This window comes from Sphingomonas sp. PAMC 26605 (assembly GCF_000241485.1).
Lineage (GTDB): Bacteria > Pseudomonadota > Alphaproteobacteria > Sphingomonadales > Sphingomonadaceae > Sphingomonas.
On the sequence record NZ_JH584243.1, the window covers coordinates 186,318 to 201,042 of the forward strand.

At 60.9% G+C, this 14,725-nt stretch carries 16 protein-coding genes and 1 pseudogene; 10 read left to right on the top strand and 7 right to left on the bottom strand.

Features of this window, described 5'->3' with window-relative positions:
• Positions 1-215: 215 nt before the first annotated feature.
• Entirely contained in the window at positions 216-1,466 is a 1,251-nt protein-coding gene (locus tag RH90_RS20305) for an MBL fold metallo-hydrolase (RefSeq protein WP_010188608.1), read from the bottom strand.
• Positions 1,463-2,470, bottom strand: coding sequence for a hypothetical protein (locus tag RH90_RS20310; protein WP_010188611.1), 1,008 nt, complete (start codon positions 2,468-2,470; stop codon positions 1,463-1,465). The genes RH90_RS20305 and RH90_RS20310 overlap by 4 nt, the downstream gene beginning before the upstream one ends.
• 91 nt (positions 2,471-2,561) lie before the next feature.
• Here RH90_RS20310 and RH90_RS24660 point away from each other — a divergent pair, with 91 nt between their 5' ends.
• Positions 2,562-2,696 (top strand): hypothetical protein, encoded by a 135-nt coding sequence (locus tag RH90_RS24660; protein WP_269724316.1) that lies wholly within the window; start codon positions 2,562-2,564, stop codon positions 2,694-2,696.
• A 200-nt stretch (positions 2,697-2,896) separates the two neighbouring features.
• Positions 2,897-3,697, top strand: coding sequence for a hypothetical protein (locus RH90_RS20315; protein WP_010188612.1), 801 nt, complete (start codon positions 2,897-2,899; stop codon positions 3,695-3,697).
• A gap of 274 nt (positions 3,698-3,971) precedes the next feature.
• Here RH90_RS20315 and RH90_RS22950 read toward each other — a convergent pair whose 3' ends face one another.
• The 3 genes from RH90_RS22950 to RH90_RS20330 are packed head-to-tail and all read right to left on the bottom strand — an operon-like array spanning position 3,972 to position 5,774.
• The gene (locus tag RH90_RS22950) at positions 3,972-4,391 is read right to left on the bottom strand and encodes a response regulator (RefSeq protein WP_010188614.1); all 420 of its coding nucleotides are present in this window, start codon (positions 4,389-4,391) and stop codon (positions 3,972-3,974) included.
• Positions 4,388-4,783, bottom strand: a complete 396-nt coding sequence (locus RH90_RS20325) for a response regulator (protein ID WP_010188616.1) — start codon at positions 4,781-4,783, stop codon at positions 4,388-4,390. The genes RH90_RS22950 and RH90_RS20325 overlap by 4 nt, the downstream gene beginning before the upstream one ends.
• A gap of 58 nt (positions 4,784-4,841) precedes the next feature.
• Positions 4,842-5,774, bottom strand: coding sequence for an IS5 family transposase (locus RH90_RS20330; RefSeq protein ID WP_029625535.1), 933 nt, complete (start codon positions 5,772-5,774; stop codon positions 4,842-4,844).
• Between the two features lie 264 nt (positions 5,775-6,038).
• On the opposite strand from RH90_RS20330, the gene RH90_RS20335 reads away from it, so the two are divergent.
• From RH90_RS20335 to RH90_RS20360, 6 genes are all read left to right on the top strand, one after another.
• A complete protein-coding gene (locus RH90_RS20335) occupies positions 6,039-6,914 on the top strand; it encodes a helix-turn-helix domain-containing protein (protein ID WP_029625536.1) in 876 nt (291 codons plus the stop codon).
• A 274-nt stretch (positions 6,915-7,188) separates the two neighbouring features.
• A complete protein-coding gene (locus RH90_RS20340) occupies positions 7,189-8,034 on the top strand; it encodes a TIGR04282 family arsenosugar biosynthesis glycosyltransferase (RefSeq protein ID WP_010188623.1) in 846 nt (281 codons plus the stop codon).
• Entirely contained in the window at positions 8,031-9,365 is a 1,335-nt protein-coding gene (locus RH90_RS20345) for a glycosyltransferase 87 family protein (RefSeq protein ID WP_010188625.1), read from the top strand. Before RH90_RS20340 ends, RH90_RS20345 begins: the two co-directional genes overlap by 4 nt.
• A complete protein-coding gene (locus tag RH90_RS20350; RefSeq protein WP_037493889.1) occupies positions 9,346-10,416 on the top strand; it encodes a radical SAM/SPASM domain-containing protein in 1,071 nt (356 codons plus the stop codon). Before RH90_RS20345 ends, RH90_RS20350 begins: the two co-directional genes overlap by 20 nt.
• Before the next feature lie 42 nt (positions 10,417-10,458).
• Complete coding sequence (locus tag RH90_RS20355; protein ID WP_269724317.1) at positions 10,459-11,160, top strand: glycosyltransferase family 2 protein; 702 nt, start codon at positions 10,459-10,461, stop codon at positions 11,158-11,160.
• Positions 11,160-12,023: a nucleoside phosphorylase gene (locus tag RH90_RS20360; protein ID WP_081477052.1), complete on the top strand. Its 864-nt coding sequence runs from the start codon at positions 11,160-11,162 to the stop codon at positions 12,021-12,023. The genes RH90_RS20355 and RH90_RS20360 overlap by 1 nt, the downstream gene beginning before the upstream one ends.
• Here the strand turns inward: RH90_RS20360 and RH90_RS20365 are convergent.
• Both RH90_RS20365 and RH90_RS20370 read right to left on the bottom strand, forming a co-directional pair.
• The gene (locus RH90_RS20365; RefSeq protein ID WP_232280452.1) at positions 12,020-12,796 is read right to left on the bottom strand and encodes a molybdopterin-dependent oxidoreductase; all 777 of its coding nucleotides are present in this window, start codon (positions 12,794-12,796) and stop codon (positions 12,020-12,022) included. The genes RH90_RS20360 and RH90_RS20365 overlap by 4 nt on opposite strands.
• Positions 12,793-13,482, bottom strand: a complete 690-nt coding sequence (locus RH90_RS20370) for a cytochrome b/b6 domain-containing protein (RefSeq protein ID WP_010188636.1) — start codon at positions 13,480-13,482, stop codon at positions 12,793-12,795. The genes RH90_RS20365 and RH90_RS20370 overlap by 4 nt, the downstream gene beginning before the upstream one ends.
• 200 nt (positions 13,483-13,682) lie before the next feature.
• On the opposite strand from RH90_RS20370, the gene RH90_RS20375 reads away from it, so the two are divergent.
• Together RH90_RS20375 and RH90_RS24475 are read left to right on the top strand one after the other, a co-directional pair.
• A complete protein-coding gene (locus RH90_RS20375) occupies positions 13,683-14,147 on the top strand; it encodes a hypothetical protein (RefSeq protein ID WP_157134771.1) in 465 nt (154 codons plus the stop codon).
• Positions 14,148-14,379: 232 nt separating this feature from the next.
• Positions 14,380-14,725: pseudogene (locus tag RH90_RS24475) on the top strand (hypothetical protein); the annotation flags it as partial.

Below are 14,725 nucleotides of genomic sequence, written 5' to 3' on the forward strand. Positions count from 1 at the left end.
CACGCCGTGGCCGTGTTCGGGGATGGCGGGTATTTCCCACTTCTCGCCATTCCGCTCGACTATAGGCACGAGTCGTTGAACGCGCATTGGCCACATTAACGGATGTCCGCTTCCGGGGAGCCGCGATGGGCTCGCGAGTGTCGCCTATTGGATCAGACGCGACTACGACTTGGATGACAAGCGCGATCCGGTCGGAACCAGCGGTCGGCACCGATCTAAGGTATCTCCCAAGCTTGTCCATCCGCAAGTCGACGGACCGTTGGTAGGGGGATATTGGGCGCGTCCCACGAGAGGCCGTGCACCGGCACAAGCGCTTGTGGTGCGATCGCGGCCGCGAAGCGGGCCAAGTCGGCCGGACTGGCGTGCCCGGAGGTGTGTAGCTTCGTTGTCCTTGCACCGGCCTGTTGAGCTTGGAACCATCCGGACTTCGGATCCGAGGGATCCAAGTAGCCGCTCCAGTTTGAAAAGGCATATGCATCGTCGGCGGTGAAGCCCAGACCGCCACGATCGAAATCGCGCAGCATCGAATCGCGCAGCATGATGATAGCCGGATCACGGGCCAGGCGAGATCGTGACGTTCCAAAAGCGCTGGTCGCCATTTCAGTCACGAACGCCTCGCGGTTCTGCCGTGCGTAGAGGCGCTTGCCGCCGGGGGTGATGACTACCTGCAATTCCGGGAAGCAGGCACCCGGAACCGGAAGCCGTGTTCCGTCGGACAAGCGCCTGAGCACGTCGGCCCCATAGAGATCGACCACGAGCTTGCGGCCCGTGCGCCGGGCGGCGCGAAATAGCGTAACCGTTCGATCGATGTTCTGGGCCGACCACTGGACGAAGATATGGCGTGGCGTTTGTCGGGCTAGCGCCACAAACAACGCTTCGAGCTCGGCTTCGCTGATCACCGGCTTGTCGGTGCCGAGATTTGTACCTTCCATGATCAGCACGTCGATGTCCCCGGGCGGGGAGGTTATCATGGCCTCGACCAGGCTCGCCTTGCGACCGTGTGCACGAAAATCGCCGCTATATAGAATGCGCCTCTCGTCTGCCTCGATTAGCAGCATGTATGCATCGGGTGCCGAGTGATCTGTGAGGTACGGCGTAACCGTGAAGCCTCCGATCTGGAATGGTCCCGAACGCGAATGCCATGTGTTGATCTGACGCGTGATGCGGCCGCCGAACAGCTCGCTGGATAGTCGCATCAACTCGGCCGACTTTTCGCCGGCCCAGATCGGCCAGCCTGGATGGATCTCGTCGATCAGCCCCCAATGATCCATATGCGCATGACTGAATACCACGGTGGCGGGGCGGCCAATATCCAGCGTCGCGGGAAGAAGGCCAGTCGCCTCGCGTGGAGCATCGAGCGGGCGCCCGGCATCCAAGATCAGGCGCTCGCCATTCGAGCGGGAAAGTTCGATGCAAGACCCGCCGATCGACTGTGTGCCTCGATGGACTGTCAGCGTCAGCGTCATACCGCTATCGCGGCTCCCTTGAGGAGTGGAAGCGCCGGAACGGCATGGTCAGGCCCGACTTGATATACGGTGATTCCTTCGCTCTCGAGTTTTGCCCCGTGGCCGTTCCTGGCGAAGCTGGCCGCACTTTGCCGCATCCGTCCGCTTGCGACGGCCTCGGTATGACCCGCTGGCCAGTAGTTTCCAATGACCAGTCCAGGTTGCGTGATGATCACGGGTGCCGGAGCATTTGCTAGCGTCCGCCAGATTTCTAAGCATCGCGGCGCCTCGCTCTCGACCGAACGGTATAGCTTGTACAAGTCCAACATCGTCATGGCGGCCGCGCAATAGGCCCGCTGCACCTGAGCGATCCGATCTTCATCCATCCAGCGCTCATATTTCGCCAACTGTTCAACCACCTTTGCCGCCGTTTCACCGCTCGCGCGCACCTCCGGGTTGTTGGCGCATTTCGCTTCCCAGAAAACAATTGCAGGCGATCCGTCGGCTCCTACCTGCACAAGCACGAGATCCATGCGTGGGGCTACACGATCGCTACCGGCAAGGTCGCTTGCGGGCAGGCCCATCTCAAGGTCGATCACACCGGGATTTGCTGCGATCAGGTCATCGACGAAGCGTTTTTCGGCAGATGCGTAAGTCTCCGCCGTTTCTATCCATCCCGGTATGAGCGCGGCGGTCTGGGGGGCAGCCAGCGCCGTGGAATCATAGCTTTGATACCCTTCGATTGGGACAGACCTGTCTTCGCTTCCCTCTCGCTTGCGCCCAAAGGCATAGGCCCTGTGGACCGAGAGCTTCGGACCGTCGCGAGTGCAGGACAGCTTGGCAATCGACTGGCCCTTGATGTAAAAATTCAGATAGCCATCGCGCAGGCCCAGTCGTAACGGCGTTTCGCTAGTCTGCCCCGGTAAGGCCCACCGATCGAACAGCGCGCGTACCGCGTTTCCGCTCTTGCCTACGTCCCATTGCCCAAGAATATCCGTGGCAAACGATCGAGAAAAAGCAGGCATTTGATTCTCCGCAGGAAACTCGGCGTCCTTCTACCTCGCGGAGATTGATGACGCCCTAATTTCGCGAGGCGGCAATGAGTGTCATGCAGACATGAACAAGCGTCTGCTTCTTGGAAGCGACTATCGTATCGCGAGCGACCGCTTCTGGGTCGATGACCTTCCTTCGCGAAAGGCATCATCGTGGCTTGCCGAGCGCGTCAGCGAAGGTGGTAATCGTGCCGACTGACAAAACGCGTTATCAGCCTCCTAGCGACGTACCGGATGACGCCGCAGTAACGAGGCGGACCATCGATGCTACCCTTAGAGACACACCACATAAGAGCGCTCGCGAATGTCGCGGAGCAGGCGATTAACCGGACGCTCGAAAAGGAAGGACCACGGTCTCCTCGCCCGACGGGCGAGGTCAGCGCTGTGCGGAAGCTGGTATTGGACGGTTTCGACGAGATCGCCCATGCGTGGGAACCGCTGCTGCGACGATGGTCGTTGCGGATCGAGTTGTCGGCGATCTTCACACATTCGCGGCCGCATGTAACGTTCACGCCGACGCGGTACACGCGTGGCACCGGCCGCTGCGAACTTGCCGATCTGCTGATCGTCGTCGACCATCAGGACTATGGCGGCGTGATCCAGGATCGCCGGGCGGCGCTGGTTCAGGCCAAACGACTCAAGGGTGGGGAAATCAAGCTGTCGGGAAGCGATTGGACCCAGCACGAGTTGCTGCTCGACCTGCCTGCCTTCAGTTTCGTTGATCCGATTTACGCGCCCGGTCCCCGCGACATTAGAACCGCGCCGCAGGTCGGCGATCCAGACTTTACCGCGGAGTACGGCGGAGTCGAGGTCGATGGCACGCCCCGGCACTGGGCCTTCTGGATACCAGCTTCGCCCGACGACTTGGCTGCCCCGCTCGCTCTTGGCACATGGCTCGCTCGCATGGCGGCTGGTCTATCGATGACCGGGCGCATGGCCGAGTCTCATGGCACGGACGATTGGTCAGCGACCGTCGAGGAGCTACTGCGGGTGACGGGGGCGCTGCCGATCGTCATGAGCGACGATACGATCCTTCGGAAGAACCCAAATGTCGTCGGGCGGGTCGCCGACATGGCCTCTTATCTCTCGGTGCCCACAGGGCTGAGCGCCGCAGGCGGCCCCCGCAAGCCTGAAATGGAGGACTATTGGCCGGAAGGCCCGATCAGCACCGTGCATCTGACATTCCGTCAGGTCGGGTGAGGCGCGGAGGCAACTGCCGGAGCGGAGGGCGTGCACGTCAGCATCGTCAGCATCGTCAGCATAGAAATGGAGAGGGTCGCCTGCACCTAAACAAACGGCAGAAGGTGAGAACGGCTCGACGGCTTCTGAACGACTGATTCTGGGTCGTGGCAGTGCCCGACCGGAAGGCGGCCGACCAAAACACGACAGGCTTCAGCCCACGCGAAATTGTTGGTCCGCCAGCAAACGTGGTTCGGAAGCTTCTCGGTGCTGTATGTGTTTGAGCGCCGATACCTTATGACGGTTCTTTGGCGCGGTTCCGCGCTGCGCGCAGTCGCTTGACGTAGTCGACCACTGCCTCTGGCTCATAAGGCTTGTTCAGATGGGGTCCGCTTTCGCAAAGATCTGCAGCGGTATTTGCAACCCCCTCAAGACTTCCAGCGAGACGAACCTCCAATTGGGGCTGATGGCTCCGAACCCAATGTGCCAGCCCAAAGGCCGGCTGGGAGCCGACCGCACCGACATCACACAGAATTACGTCGATACCCAGCGAAGCCTCCCTCAAAGCCGTGATAGCTTCTTCGGTCGTGGATGCTTCCACGACGGCATAACCGCAATGCCGGAGGTAGTCGGCGATTACGTGCCGTGAAATGATATCGGAGTCGACGATCAATATGGCCGGTGTAATGCTGGAAGACTCGGTCGAAGCGCTCATTTGAGTTTTGAGACTTCCTGTTCCACGACGGCAAGCGCATCCAGTATCTGATACGGTTTTGCCAGAAACTTCACGGCACCCTCAGCGAGCGCAATTTCGGGCGAAAGATGACCCGAGGTAAGGATGACGGGCAGCTCGGCAAGATTTTGCCGAACAAATGCCAACAGGGCCAACCCATCGGTCGAGCCTGGCATGCGCACGTCGCTCAGAACGAGATCGACAGCCACCCCCGCCCTAAGAATGTCGATCGCTTCATCGCCGCTGATGGCTTCGATAGCTTCATAGCCCGCATCTCGCAGGACATCAGCGACCAACATCCGGATGAGCATTTCATCCTCAACCACTAATAGGATCGCCGGGCGAGCCCCTGCCGCCTCGTTTACAACATGCATTTGCGTGGCTTTGTTGCATAACGTCGCGAGAGGATAACCGCGCTTTTACTTGGAGATGTTATAAGAGGCGGACGGTCACCGGTGTTCCTATTTCAGAGAACCGATTGAGGATTGCAGCACGGACTTTGAGCTCGGTAATCTGACGATCGAAGGTGCGGGCGACAACGCGTTGACCCAGGAGTTTGAAGCAGTGCATTTTGGTCTCGGCCAGACTGCGACGATGATAGCCGCTCCACTTCTTCCAGATGGCGCGACCAAGCCGCTTTGTAGCGCGTAGCGCTTCATTGCGTGCATCGACGCCGGGGCCATCCTTGATCCACGGTTGCCCGTTGCGGCGGACCGGGATGACCGCATCCGCACCGCGCCCGGCAATAGCGGCATGGCAGTCCCTGGTATCATAAGCGCCATCTCCGCCGACGCTGAGTATCCGCTCGTCTCCGGGAATTTGCGCCAGGAGAACGGGCAGCGTCGGTGCGTCGCCAATGGCATTCGTCGTGACCTCAATGGCCCGGATATCCAGCGTTCCAGCATCAATCCCAAGATGCACTTTGCGCCACTGGCGACGGTAGGACGCGCCATGTTTGCGCGTCTTCCACTCGCCTTCTCCCGTCATTTTGATCCCGGTGCTGTCGACCAGCATGTGCAGTCCGCCCGAGCTGGCCCGCCCGCCAAGGTAGACCTTCAACGTCTTCTGCCGGCGGCACAGCGTCGTATAATCCGGCACCGGCCAATCCAGTCCCGCCATTTTGATCAGGCTCGCAACCAACCCAGTCACTTGCCGCAAAGGCAGGTTGAACAGCGTCTTCAGCGTCAGGCACAGCTCGATCGCGCTGTCTGAAAACCGCATCGGGCGACCAGGACGACCACAAGGCACCGATAGCCAATACATCTCTGGATCAAACCATATTTCCAGCGACCCACGCCGCTTCAGCGCTTCATTATACTCAGGCCAGTTCGTCGTGCGATACACAGGTGCGGCAGGTTTGGGCATCACGCCCATCTATCCCGCTCGATTCCCTACGTGAATCCCCAACGTCAGTTTTGCAACAAAGCCGTCTGTGACAGGATGTAACCTCGGGGCGGCCGCCGTCGAACACCGGACTATAATATCGAAGACCCAGATAATTTATTTTATGCGCCCGCTGCCAATACTGCAAATCGAAGTGGCAGCGCTGCCCGACGCCAAGGCTGAACCCGGCCGTCGCACGATGCTCAGGGGATCCTACATATCGGTACCGCGATGACGAATTCGAAAATGAAGACTGCCCGTTCTTGGCACGCGTCCTTCGGCGCCGTGACAAAGGCGTACATCGAAGACGAATGCGACTATCGCGCCGTGCGATTCCGCGAGACGCCGCCAGAGTTGCTACAGCCGCCGCTGCTCGACGATGTCGTCTGTCTCCACCTCGGTGGAGCAAAGCGCGTCCGCCGCACCTTTGCAACCCGCCAGACGTTCCACGATGTCGGCGATGCGTCCCTGACGATCATGCCGCGTTGGCAGGAGAACAGCTGGTTGACGGAAGGTCCTATCAACTATGTACATCTTGTACTCGCGCCGAAGCGGCTAGACGAGATTTCGCTCAGCGAATTCGATCGGCCGAGAGGGCAATATGACCTCAACGACACTGTTGGTTTCGAACAACCTCTAGTGGCCCGACTGGCCGAGGAATTGGTGCACCTCGACGAAAGCTCCGATGAGACCCGGCTGTATCGTGACTGCGTATTCACCGCGTTCGTCGTAGCGCTGCTGCGCACCCGGTCGTCGCTAGGTCGCGAGTCGGCGAAAGCCGCCACAGGCTCGACTGGCGGATTGCCAGTGTGGAAGCTGAGACGGGTGACCGAATTCATTCACGAGCATTACCTGGAGGATATTGGCTGCGATGCACTCACGACGTTGATCGGCGCGAGCCGGTCGCACTTCTTCCGCGCATTTAAAATCTCGACGGGTGTAAGCCCTGGCCGCTATCTAGAGCAGCATCGCGTAACCCGGGTCCGCGATGCTCTCGAGCGCGGAGATAACATCGAGATCGCCACCCTCCAAGGTGGTTTTCGCACGACGCGCGAGATGTCGCGCGCTTTTCGGCGTTGCCACGGCGTGACCCCGACGGAATATCGGCGCTGGCGGGGATGACTCCTCATTTAACCGAGTCCGATCAAACAGTCGAACTGCGCGGCAAGGCAAGGGCCATATGACACGAAAGCGGATTCCTTAGGCAAAGCGCTCGTCAGTCTCGCGGCGGACCTTGAGATGGTTCGAGTGGCTAGATGACGACCGGATCTCGCTTGCCGCAGCGCAATAAATGTAACCTAGGTCGGGCATGACGCGAAAATCAATGGTGTCCGCCGTCTAGGACCGACCTGGAGCGGGACGTCCTTCCCGCTGACGCGCTGTGTTTGGAGGCGATATGGAAAAAGAACGATCGGAAGCCCCTCGCTTCGCGACAACCCTGATCAGATCCGTCCAATCGGCCGACCGAGCGCACCGCTGCGCGATTGCCGTGATGGCCAAAGCGTCCGCCCCCGGATTGGTCAAAACGCGCCTGTCGCCGCCCCTGACGCCGGTCGATGCCGCGGCGCTCAACAGCGCTTTTCTCGTCGACGTAGCCGCAAACCTCCACGTCGCGAGCTTGGCGGCACCCATCGACACCTTCATGGCCTTCGGTCCGATCGGTGCCGCACCCTTCTTCGAGAAACGCTTTGGCGCGGAGGTCGGTTTGATCGAGGTCTGGCATAGGGATTTTGGCGTCTGCCTGTTCGAAACCATGCGGACGCTCTTCGCCCTCGGCTATGGCGCCGCATGCGTCCTCAATTCTGATAGCCCGACGCTACCAACGGCTCGCCTGATCGAAGCCGCCCATCACTTGGCGAAACCCGGCGACCGCGCCGTCCTCGGGCCTTCGATGGATGGCGGTTACTATCTTCTCGGTCTGAAAGCGCCGAGGTCAGAGCCTTTCGAGACAATTTCGTGGAGCACGGAAGTCGTCGCGCAGCAGACCAGGGCGCGGATCGACGACATCGGTTTGGACCTTGTCGAGCTCGATCCCTGGTTCGATGTCGACGACGAAGCGACTCTGCACACCTTGAGGTCACAGATTTCAGGGCGCTGCGAGGCAAGTGCCGAAGCTGGTTTTTCAGCGCCGGCTACCGTCGCCTTCCTTGCTACCCTCGACTCCCGCGGGGAGATGTCGCAGCCGCCCTACCAGGAAGCAAGCTTCAGCCCGGCGGCCCCGGTGGCGTTGGTCGACGAATGAGTGGAAAGGTTTTTCTCGGGATCGTCGCGGGGTCCGCTTCGCTGTTGATCGCGCTGGCGGGATTGGGCGCATGGGGTCTGCTCTTCAATTCGGAACCAAAGGTGGTTGGGATCATGATCGCGACCGCCTTTCCTTTCACGCTCTCAGCGTGGTTCGTCATCAAGTTCGAAGAGTCCCAGAGCGATGTGACCCTACGTCGCGCAACGTGGATCATCATCGTCAGCGCCGCTGTGATGCGCGCCTGCCTCTTGCCGTGGCCTCCCGACTCATCGGACGTCTATCGCTATGTGTGGGACGGTCGCGTGCAAGCGGCGGGCATCAACCCTTACCGCTACATCCCGGCCGACCCTGCGCTTGCGTCGCTGCGTGACAACGCGGTCTATCCGAACATTAACCGCGCCGACTACGCGCCGACCATTTACCCCCCCGCCGCTCAGGTCATCTTCCGTACGGTCGGGCTGGGCCGTGGCGGCGTCGTCGCGATGAAGCTGGTTATGGTCCTCTTCGAAGGCCTCACTGCAGCCTCCATCCTATACCTTCTGAAACGCCGCGGGCTACCCTCAACCCGAGTCTTGCTTTATGCTTGGTCCCCGCTCGCGCTCTACGAGTTCGCGGGAAGCGGCCATATCGATGCGGCGGCGATCGCGCTTATGATGGCGGCGATTATGCTCGCCGATCAGGGACGGCGAGCCGCTAGCGGCGCCCTGCTCGCCGCGGCGACGCTGACCAAATTCTTCCCAATTGTCATGGCGCCTGCACTCTACTGTCGATGGGACTGGCGGGCGCCGCTGACAGCCCTCGTCGTGGCGGTCGGCCTTTACCTGCCGTTTCTTTCTGTAGGTTACAAGGTGTTCGGTTTCCTGTCCGGCTATGCTCATGAGGAAGCGATTGACGACGGGACGGGATTCTTCGTCATCGGGCTGCTGGACCAGCAAATCGATTTGCCCAGCTGGGCCCGGCCGGCATATCTGGCCATAGCCTTGGCTGTGCTGGCGGTCGGCGCCGTAGCTACCGTATGGCGACGCGTTCCCGGCAAGGTCGATCTGGGCGGAACCTTGTTTCTGCTGACCGCCTTTACGGTCTTCATGTCGCCGCACCTGCCTTGGTATTTTACCTGGACGCTGCCGCTGTTGTGTTTCGTCCGCAGTTGGTCGGTCCTATATCTAACCTGCGCGGCGCCACTGCTATATTGGCAGGCGCACGCCCCGGATGACCCGATCTACATGATCGCCGTTTACCTACCTTTTGCCCTTTTACTCATAGGCGAGGTCGCATGGCGCGGCGTCGTCCGAATCTTGGAGCGACGTCGAAATGTCAGCTTTGCCGTCTAGCGAAATCATCGAGGATCCACGCCGCTATCATCAGGCGGCGCCAGTTGCGCCGACTGCGAGAAACGAGCGGTCTCCGACCTGTCTCTACCTAGAGACGACGAACCGCTGCAATCTCCTGTGCACGACGTGCCCACGAACCTATGTCGAGCTCGAGCCGCCGGCGGATATGAGCTGGGAACTATTCACCTCGATCGTCGATCAATTGCCCGATCTGCAGCGCGCCGTGTTGCACGGTGTAGGCGAACCGATGCTTGTTAAGAACCTCGGCCAGATGGTGCGCTACCTCAAGGATCGCGGCGTCTATGTCCTGTTCAACACCAATGGCACGGTGCTGACCGAAAAGAGCGGCCGCGCCATGATCGAGGCCGGTCTCGACGAACTTCGTGTCTCGCTCGACGCCTCGAACGCGGCAAGCTACCACGCTATCCGCGGCAAGAACTATTTCGACCGCATCCTCAAAAATGTGCGCAACTTTCGCACGCTGCAAAAGCGGGAGGGGCACGAAAAGCCGCGCGTTTCCGCTTGGTTGACCGGCTTGAAAGAAACGATCAGGGAGTTGCCTGAGTTTGTCCGGGTCGCAGCCGACATCGGCGTCGAGGAAGTCTACCTTCAGCGCTTGGTGTTCTTCGAAGACGACGCGATCGGCAGGGCCACACCGGATCAAGCGCTTTATGAGAAGCTCTCTGGCGAGGAAGCCGATGCGATAGCGCAGGCCGAGCAAATCGCGGCGTCCTACGGAATCACGTTCGGGGCCTCGGGCGCTGCGTCGGAGCCCGGGATGAGTCTCCGCCGAGCGGATGACAACTCCCCTTGGTCGTTATGTCGTCGCCCGTGGACCGTGATGTATGTCACGGCGAACGGCCGGGCCCTACCTTGTTGCATCGCGCCCTTCTCACAGCGCGGCTACGAAAACTACACGCTGGGCGACGCCACTCAATCGACACTACGCGAAATCTGGAACGGCGTCCCCTATCAGGACTTCCGAGAGGCGCTCCTTTCCATAGCACCGCCCACTGCCTGCGCGAGTTGCGGTATGCGCTGGAGCCTCTGATCCGTGACGCACCCCCCCCACCCGCAACACACGCCCCCAGTGGTGCTAATCATACCGACGTTGAACGAAGCGGAGAGTATAGCTCAGGTCCTTGCCGAAATTCCGGCCAATTTGGTCTCGCATGTGATTGTCGCCGACGGCGGCAGCCGTGATGGAACGGTCGAGATCGCACGAGGGGCGGGTGCGACTGTGATCGAAACCGGACGCGGTTACGGCCGCGCCTGCCTGAGCGCCGCCGAAACGGCTTTGCCAAACGCGATTTTGGTGTTCATGGATGGCGATGGTGCCGACGACCCGAGCGCGATCACCTGCCTAGTTCAGCCCATCGCCTCCGGCACGCACGACTTTGTGATCGGATCGAGGGTTCGCGGTCGTTCCGCGCGCGGCAGCCTCGGGCCGCACCAGCGCCTCGCCGGTTTTTTGATCGGGTTGGGAACGGGCGTCCTTTATGGAGTTCGCTACACTGACATGTGCGCGTTTCGAGCGATCTCACGCAATCATCTGCTCGCGCTCGGCATGCGCGAGTTGACCTACGGTTGGAATCTGGAAATGCAGATGCGCGCCGCGCGGTTTGGTCTTCGCACGCTCGAGCAACCCGTCGACAATCGCGTCCGCCTAGGCGGCGCGTCGAAAGTGGCCGGTTCCCTCCTCGGTAGCATCCGCGCGGGCAGCCGCATCGTGACTACGTTCCTGCGACTCGCCCTTGCGCCCAAGCCAAACGCCTCGTCAATGGGATCGAGTTAATGTCGACAACCCCGATTATCGCGTTTCCCGAGAAGGAGACCCGCCGAGCCGGCGCCCGCGAGGCAGAAGGACACCCAGTGGTTTTACTCTTGGCCCGCAGCGACTTCGGCGCTCCCTCGGTCTTCCGCCCGGAGAACATGCTGCGCGAGGCGCGCCGTCAGAAAGGACTGGCTCCGACGTCCGCACCGGCAACGTGCATCCTCGACCCGGACGGCGACATCGTCCGATACGTTCGCACGTCGCTGAACGCGCGCCGCTCGGCCGGCTGGGCTTGCTACCATACCGAGATGTGGGAGTGGGAGCAGGACGGTCAGCAGTTCGGCATCGTCGGCAGCGCGGTCGGAGCATCCTTCTCGGTGCTCGTCGCGGAGCAACTCTTCGCGTGCGGCTGCTCGCTGTTGATCAGCGTCAGCTCGGCGGGTCAGATCGCCGAGCGCGGACCGCCTCCCTATCACGTCCTGATTGACGCGGCGTTGCGCGATGAAGGGACCAGCTATCATTATTTGCCGGCGTCCCCCCTCGCAGTTAGCGAACCAGCACTTCTGGACACCGCGAAAAAGGCCATCGCTGTGGCCGGTCTCAAGGTGTTTGCGGGAATGAGCTGGACGACGGACGCGCCCTTTCGGGAGACGGCCGCGTCGATCGCATCGCGCCGCCAAGAAGGCGCGATCGTCGTCGAGATGGAAGCAGCCGCGCTCTACGCATTCGCGGCCGCGCGCGGCTGCCGCGTGCTCTGCCTAGCCCACGTCACAAATCAACTCGGTTGCGTCACGGGAGACTTCGAAAAGGGCGAACATAACGGAGCCGCCGAGTCGCTCGCGATCATCCGCGTTATAGTCAAAGCGCTGTCGAAAACCGGCTAGAGTCCCGAGAACCACGGGTCGCCTTGGTTCTCCCAGAAGCCGCCGCTATATGTGTTGGTGACTTCTAGCGCGGTGATCCACTTGGGGTTCTTGAAGCCCAGCTTGGTGGAGGTGCGCAGGCGCAAAGGGTAGCCGAACGGATCGTCTAACGTCTCTCCACCATAGGTCGTCGCCAACAGCGTCTGTGGATGCAGCGCGGTCGCCATGTCGATGCTGCTGGGGTAATTATCGGCGGTCTTGAACGCGACGTATTTGGCGCGAAAATCTGCACCGATCCGTTCTAGGAAAGTCCGCATCGGCACGCCCGACCATTGTCCAATATAGTCCCAGCCCTCGACACAGATGTGCCGGATGATCATATCTCGCTTAGGCAGCGCTTCGATCTGTTGGCGCGTCCAGGGACGCTTGTCGTGGATAAGGCCAGACAGCTCGAGTTTCCAGCTGGCTCCGTCGACGGGCTTGACGTCCTCGATGTCGTACGAGGCGTTGAAGCGGGGCGGTCGCAGCACGTCGACCGGGGAATAGGTCGGCGCGAGCTTGTTGGGATCGAATAAGGCCCCCTGCACGCGATCATTGAACCTCGACATCGCAAGTAGTGCTTTTCCGACCGACGAATCGTCCGCGACATCGCAGCCGGTGAGTAGCGTAAGCGCTCCGAGCGAAAGACCGCCACGGAGAAATCCTCGCCGCTCGATTTCACGCACGAGCGGCTGGTGATTATCGAGAATGCCCGCCTCGGGCAGAACTCTTGGACGATGACGCGATCTGATCACGACCGATCCTCCTTGGTACCAACGCGTGGCCCACCTGTGAACATGGCGAGCAACGTCGTGGGAACCGCGAACGACAGGGCAACATGCACAATCAAGAACCCCACGATGACCGCCATTCCGAGAAAATGTACAAGCCGAGCGCCTTGGAAGCCGCCGAACAGCGCGGTGAGAAACTGGAATTGAACGGGCTTCCAGATAGCCAGTCCCGTCAGGACTTGCGAACACGCGGCCGTGATCACGACGAGGTACAGCAACTTCTGCACCGGATTGTAGATCGTAAGGTCTTCATGCGCCAGCTTAAGCTTCAGGGTGTCTCGCACGGTGCCTATCAGCCCGGCGATGCGGATCGGGAAGAACCGCTCGCGAAAGCGGCCCGTGAGCAAGCCATACGACAGATAGAAGGCGCCATTGATAACAAGGAGCCACATGAAAGCGAAATGCCACTGCAGGCTCTTCCCGGCCCAGGTTCCGATCTTCATCCAGGCGGGGAAGTGGATGAAATGAAAGATCACAGAGTCATTGTAGATACCCCACCCCGAGCCGATCATGATAATGATGGCGATCGCGTTCAGCCAGTGCATCACGCGAACCGGCCAGGGATGCAGACGCTTGGCCTTTCGGGCCGGCGCCGGATGAGTAACGAAGTCCTGATCGGAGGGAGCAGTGCTCGCCGCGTTGACGGTCATGGCGATTTTCCGATTAAGGATGCTTCCAGGACTTCCGAGCTAAGATGTCGACGAAGCCGTGGCAATGCGGGCGACGCAGCGAACCCCATGCGATAGGACTGAGATGGCTCCTGACGGGTTAGTCTCTTTGACCATTTGCGACTCAACCGCCAACGATGAATGGGCGTGGTCCGGAGGCTTGCATGCATCGACATTCGACTTTGCTGATGGCCGCGCTGCTTGTTTCGAGCCTGGCGCTCGGCACCGCGCTCGAACCCGTGCCTGCGGCTATGCAGGCGGAAGACGATGCTAAGGAAAAGCCGAGGGACCCGCGGGCGGAGAATCGCTTCGCCCAGTCCGTGCGGGTCGGCGACCTTCCCGGTCGCAGGCTGCTCGCACCTGAAGAAAGTCAGCATATCCTCGGTTGGGTCGACGGCGTGGTCAAGGGGCCCGATGGGGACGCGCAGCTCGTCGTCGAGATCGGCGGCGCCCTTGCCCGCTTCGGAATCGGGACGCGCCTCGTTCTCGTATCGGTCGGCGATGTCGCGCTGCTCGGCGAGCATGTCGCGCTGATGGACGTGGACCCCGAGGACCTCCAGAAGCTGCCCACGTACAAGCCGGGCAGCCAGGCCGCGCTGCCGGCGAACGCGACGATCAAGATCGGCATCGTCAAACCCTTCCATTGATACGATCGTTGCGGACTGCCTTGCTTGGGGTCAAACGGATTTTGATAGCCACTCCAATGACTCGGCAGCCTCCAAAGCCGGCGGAGCGCCTCCGAAGCGATCGGTTGCAGGTGCTTGCGCTCGGCCTTCCGTTGACCATCGCCGTGGTGCTGATCGCGATCCTGTGGCCCGGCGTGGTCACATACGACGGGTGGGCGCAATATAGCTAAGCGGTGAGCGGGAGCCTCCACGATTGGCACCCGGCGATCATGGCATGGTGTGTGTGGCCGCACGTGCAATCGGCCTCGACGGATCGGGACCGCTTCTCGCGCTTCAGCTCGGCCTGCCCTGGATGGGCGTCGCCATGCTGTTCGCAGCTTTGCGGTTGGAGGTCGCCCGCGTCCCTGCCCTCGCCATAATCGCGATCAGCCTGTTTCCGATCACGTTGAGCTGGATGGGGTGCGTGCTGAAGGATAGCCAGTTGCTGGGCTCACTAACGTGGGCAACCGGCATCGTGCCTTCTAGCGGCTGCGCTCCGTACCAATTCCGCGCCTCGCCTTGGCGATCCTCATTCTCCTCCTCGTGTATGCCGCTCTGCT

Coding starts and splice junctions, on each gene's coding strand:
- RH90_RS20305 (WP_010188608.1), bottom strand. CDS start 1,466: ATGACGCTGACGCTGACAGTCCATCGAGGCACACAGTCGATCGGCGGG.
- RH90_RS20310 (WP_010188611.1), bottom strand. CDS start 2,470: ATGCCTGCTTTTTCTCGATCGTTTGCCACGGATATTCTTGGGCAATGG.
- RH90_RS24660 (WP_269724316.1), top strand. CDS start 2,562: ATGAACAAGCGTCTGCTTCTTGGAAGCGACTATCGTATCGCGAGCGAC.
- RH90_RS22950 (WP_010188614.1), bottom strand. CDS start 4,391: ATGAGCGCTTCGACCGAGTCTTCCAGCATTACACCGGCCATATTGATC.
- RH90_RS20325 (WP_010188616.1), bottom strand. CDS start 4,783: ATGCATGTTGTAAACGAGGCGGCAGGGGCTCGCCCGGCGATCCTATTA.
- RH90_RS20330 (WP_029625535.1), bottom strand. CDS start 5,774: ATGCCCAAACCTGCCGCACCTGTGTATCGCACGACGAACTGGCCTGAG.
- RH90_RS20335 (WP_029625536.1), top strand. CDS start 6,039: ATGAAGACTGCCCGTTCTTGGCACGCGTCCTTCGGCGCCGTGACAAAG.
- RH90_RS20340 (WP_010188623.1), top strand. CDS start 7,189: ATGGAAAAAGAACGATCGGAAGCCCCTCGCTTCGCGACAACCCTGATC.
- RH90_RS20345 (WP_010188625.1), top strand. CDS start 8,031: ATGAGTGGAAAGGTTTTTCTCGGGATCGTCGCGGGGTCCGCTTCGCTG.
- RH90_RS20350 (WP_037493889.1), top strand. CDS start 9,346: ATGTCAGCTTTGCCGTCTAGCGAAATCATCGAGGATCCACGCCGCTAT.
- RH90_RS20360 (WP_081477052.1), top strand. CDS start 11,160: ATGTCGACAACCCCGATTATCGCGTTTCCCGAGAAGGAGACCCGCCGA.
- RH90_RS20370 (WP_010188636.1), bottom strand. CDS start 13,482: ATGACCGTCAACGCGGCGAGCACTGCTCCCTCCGATCAGGACTTCGTT.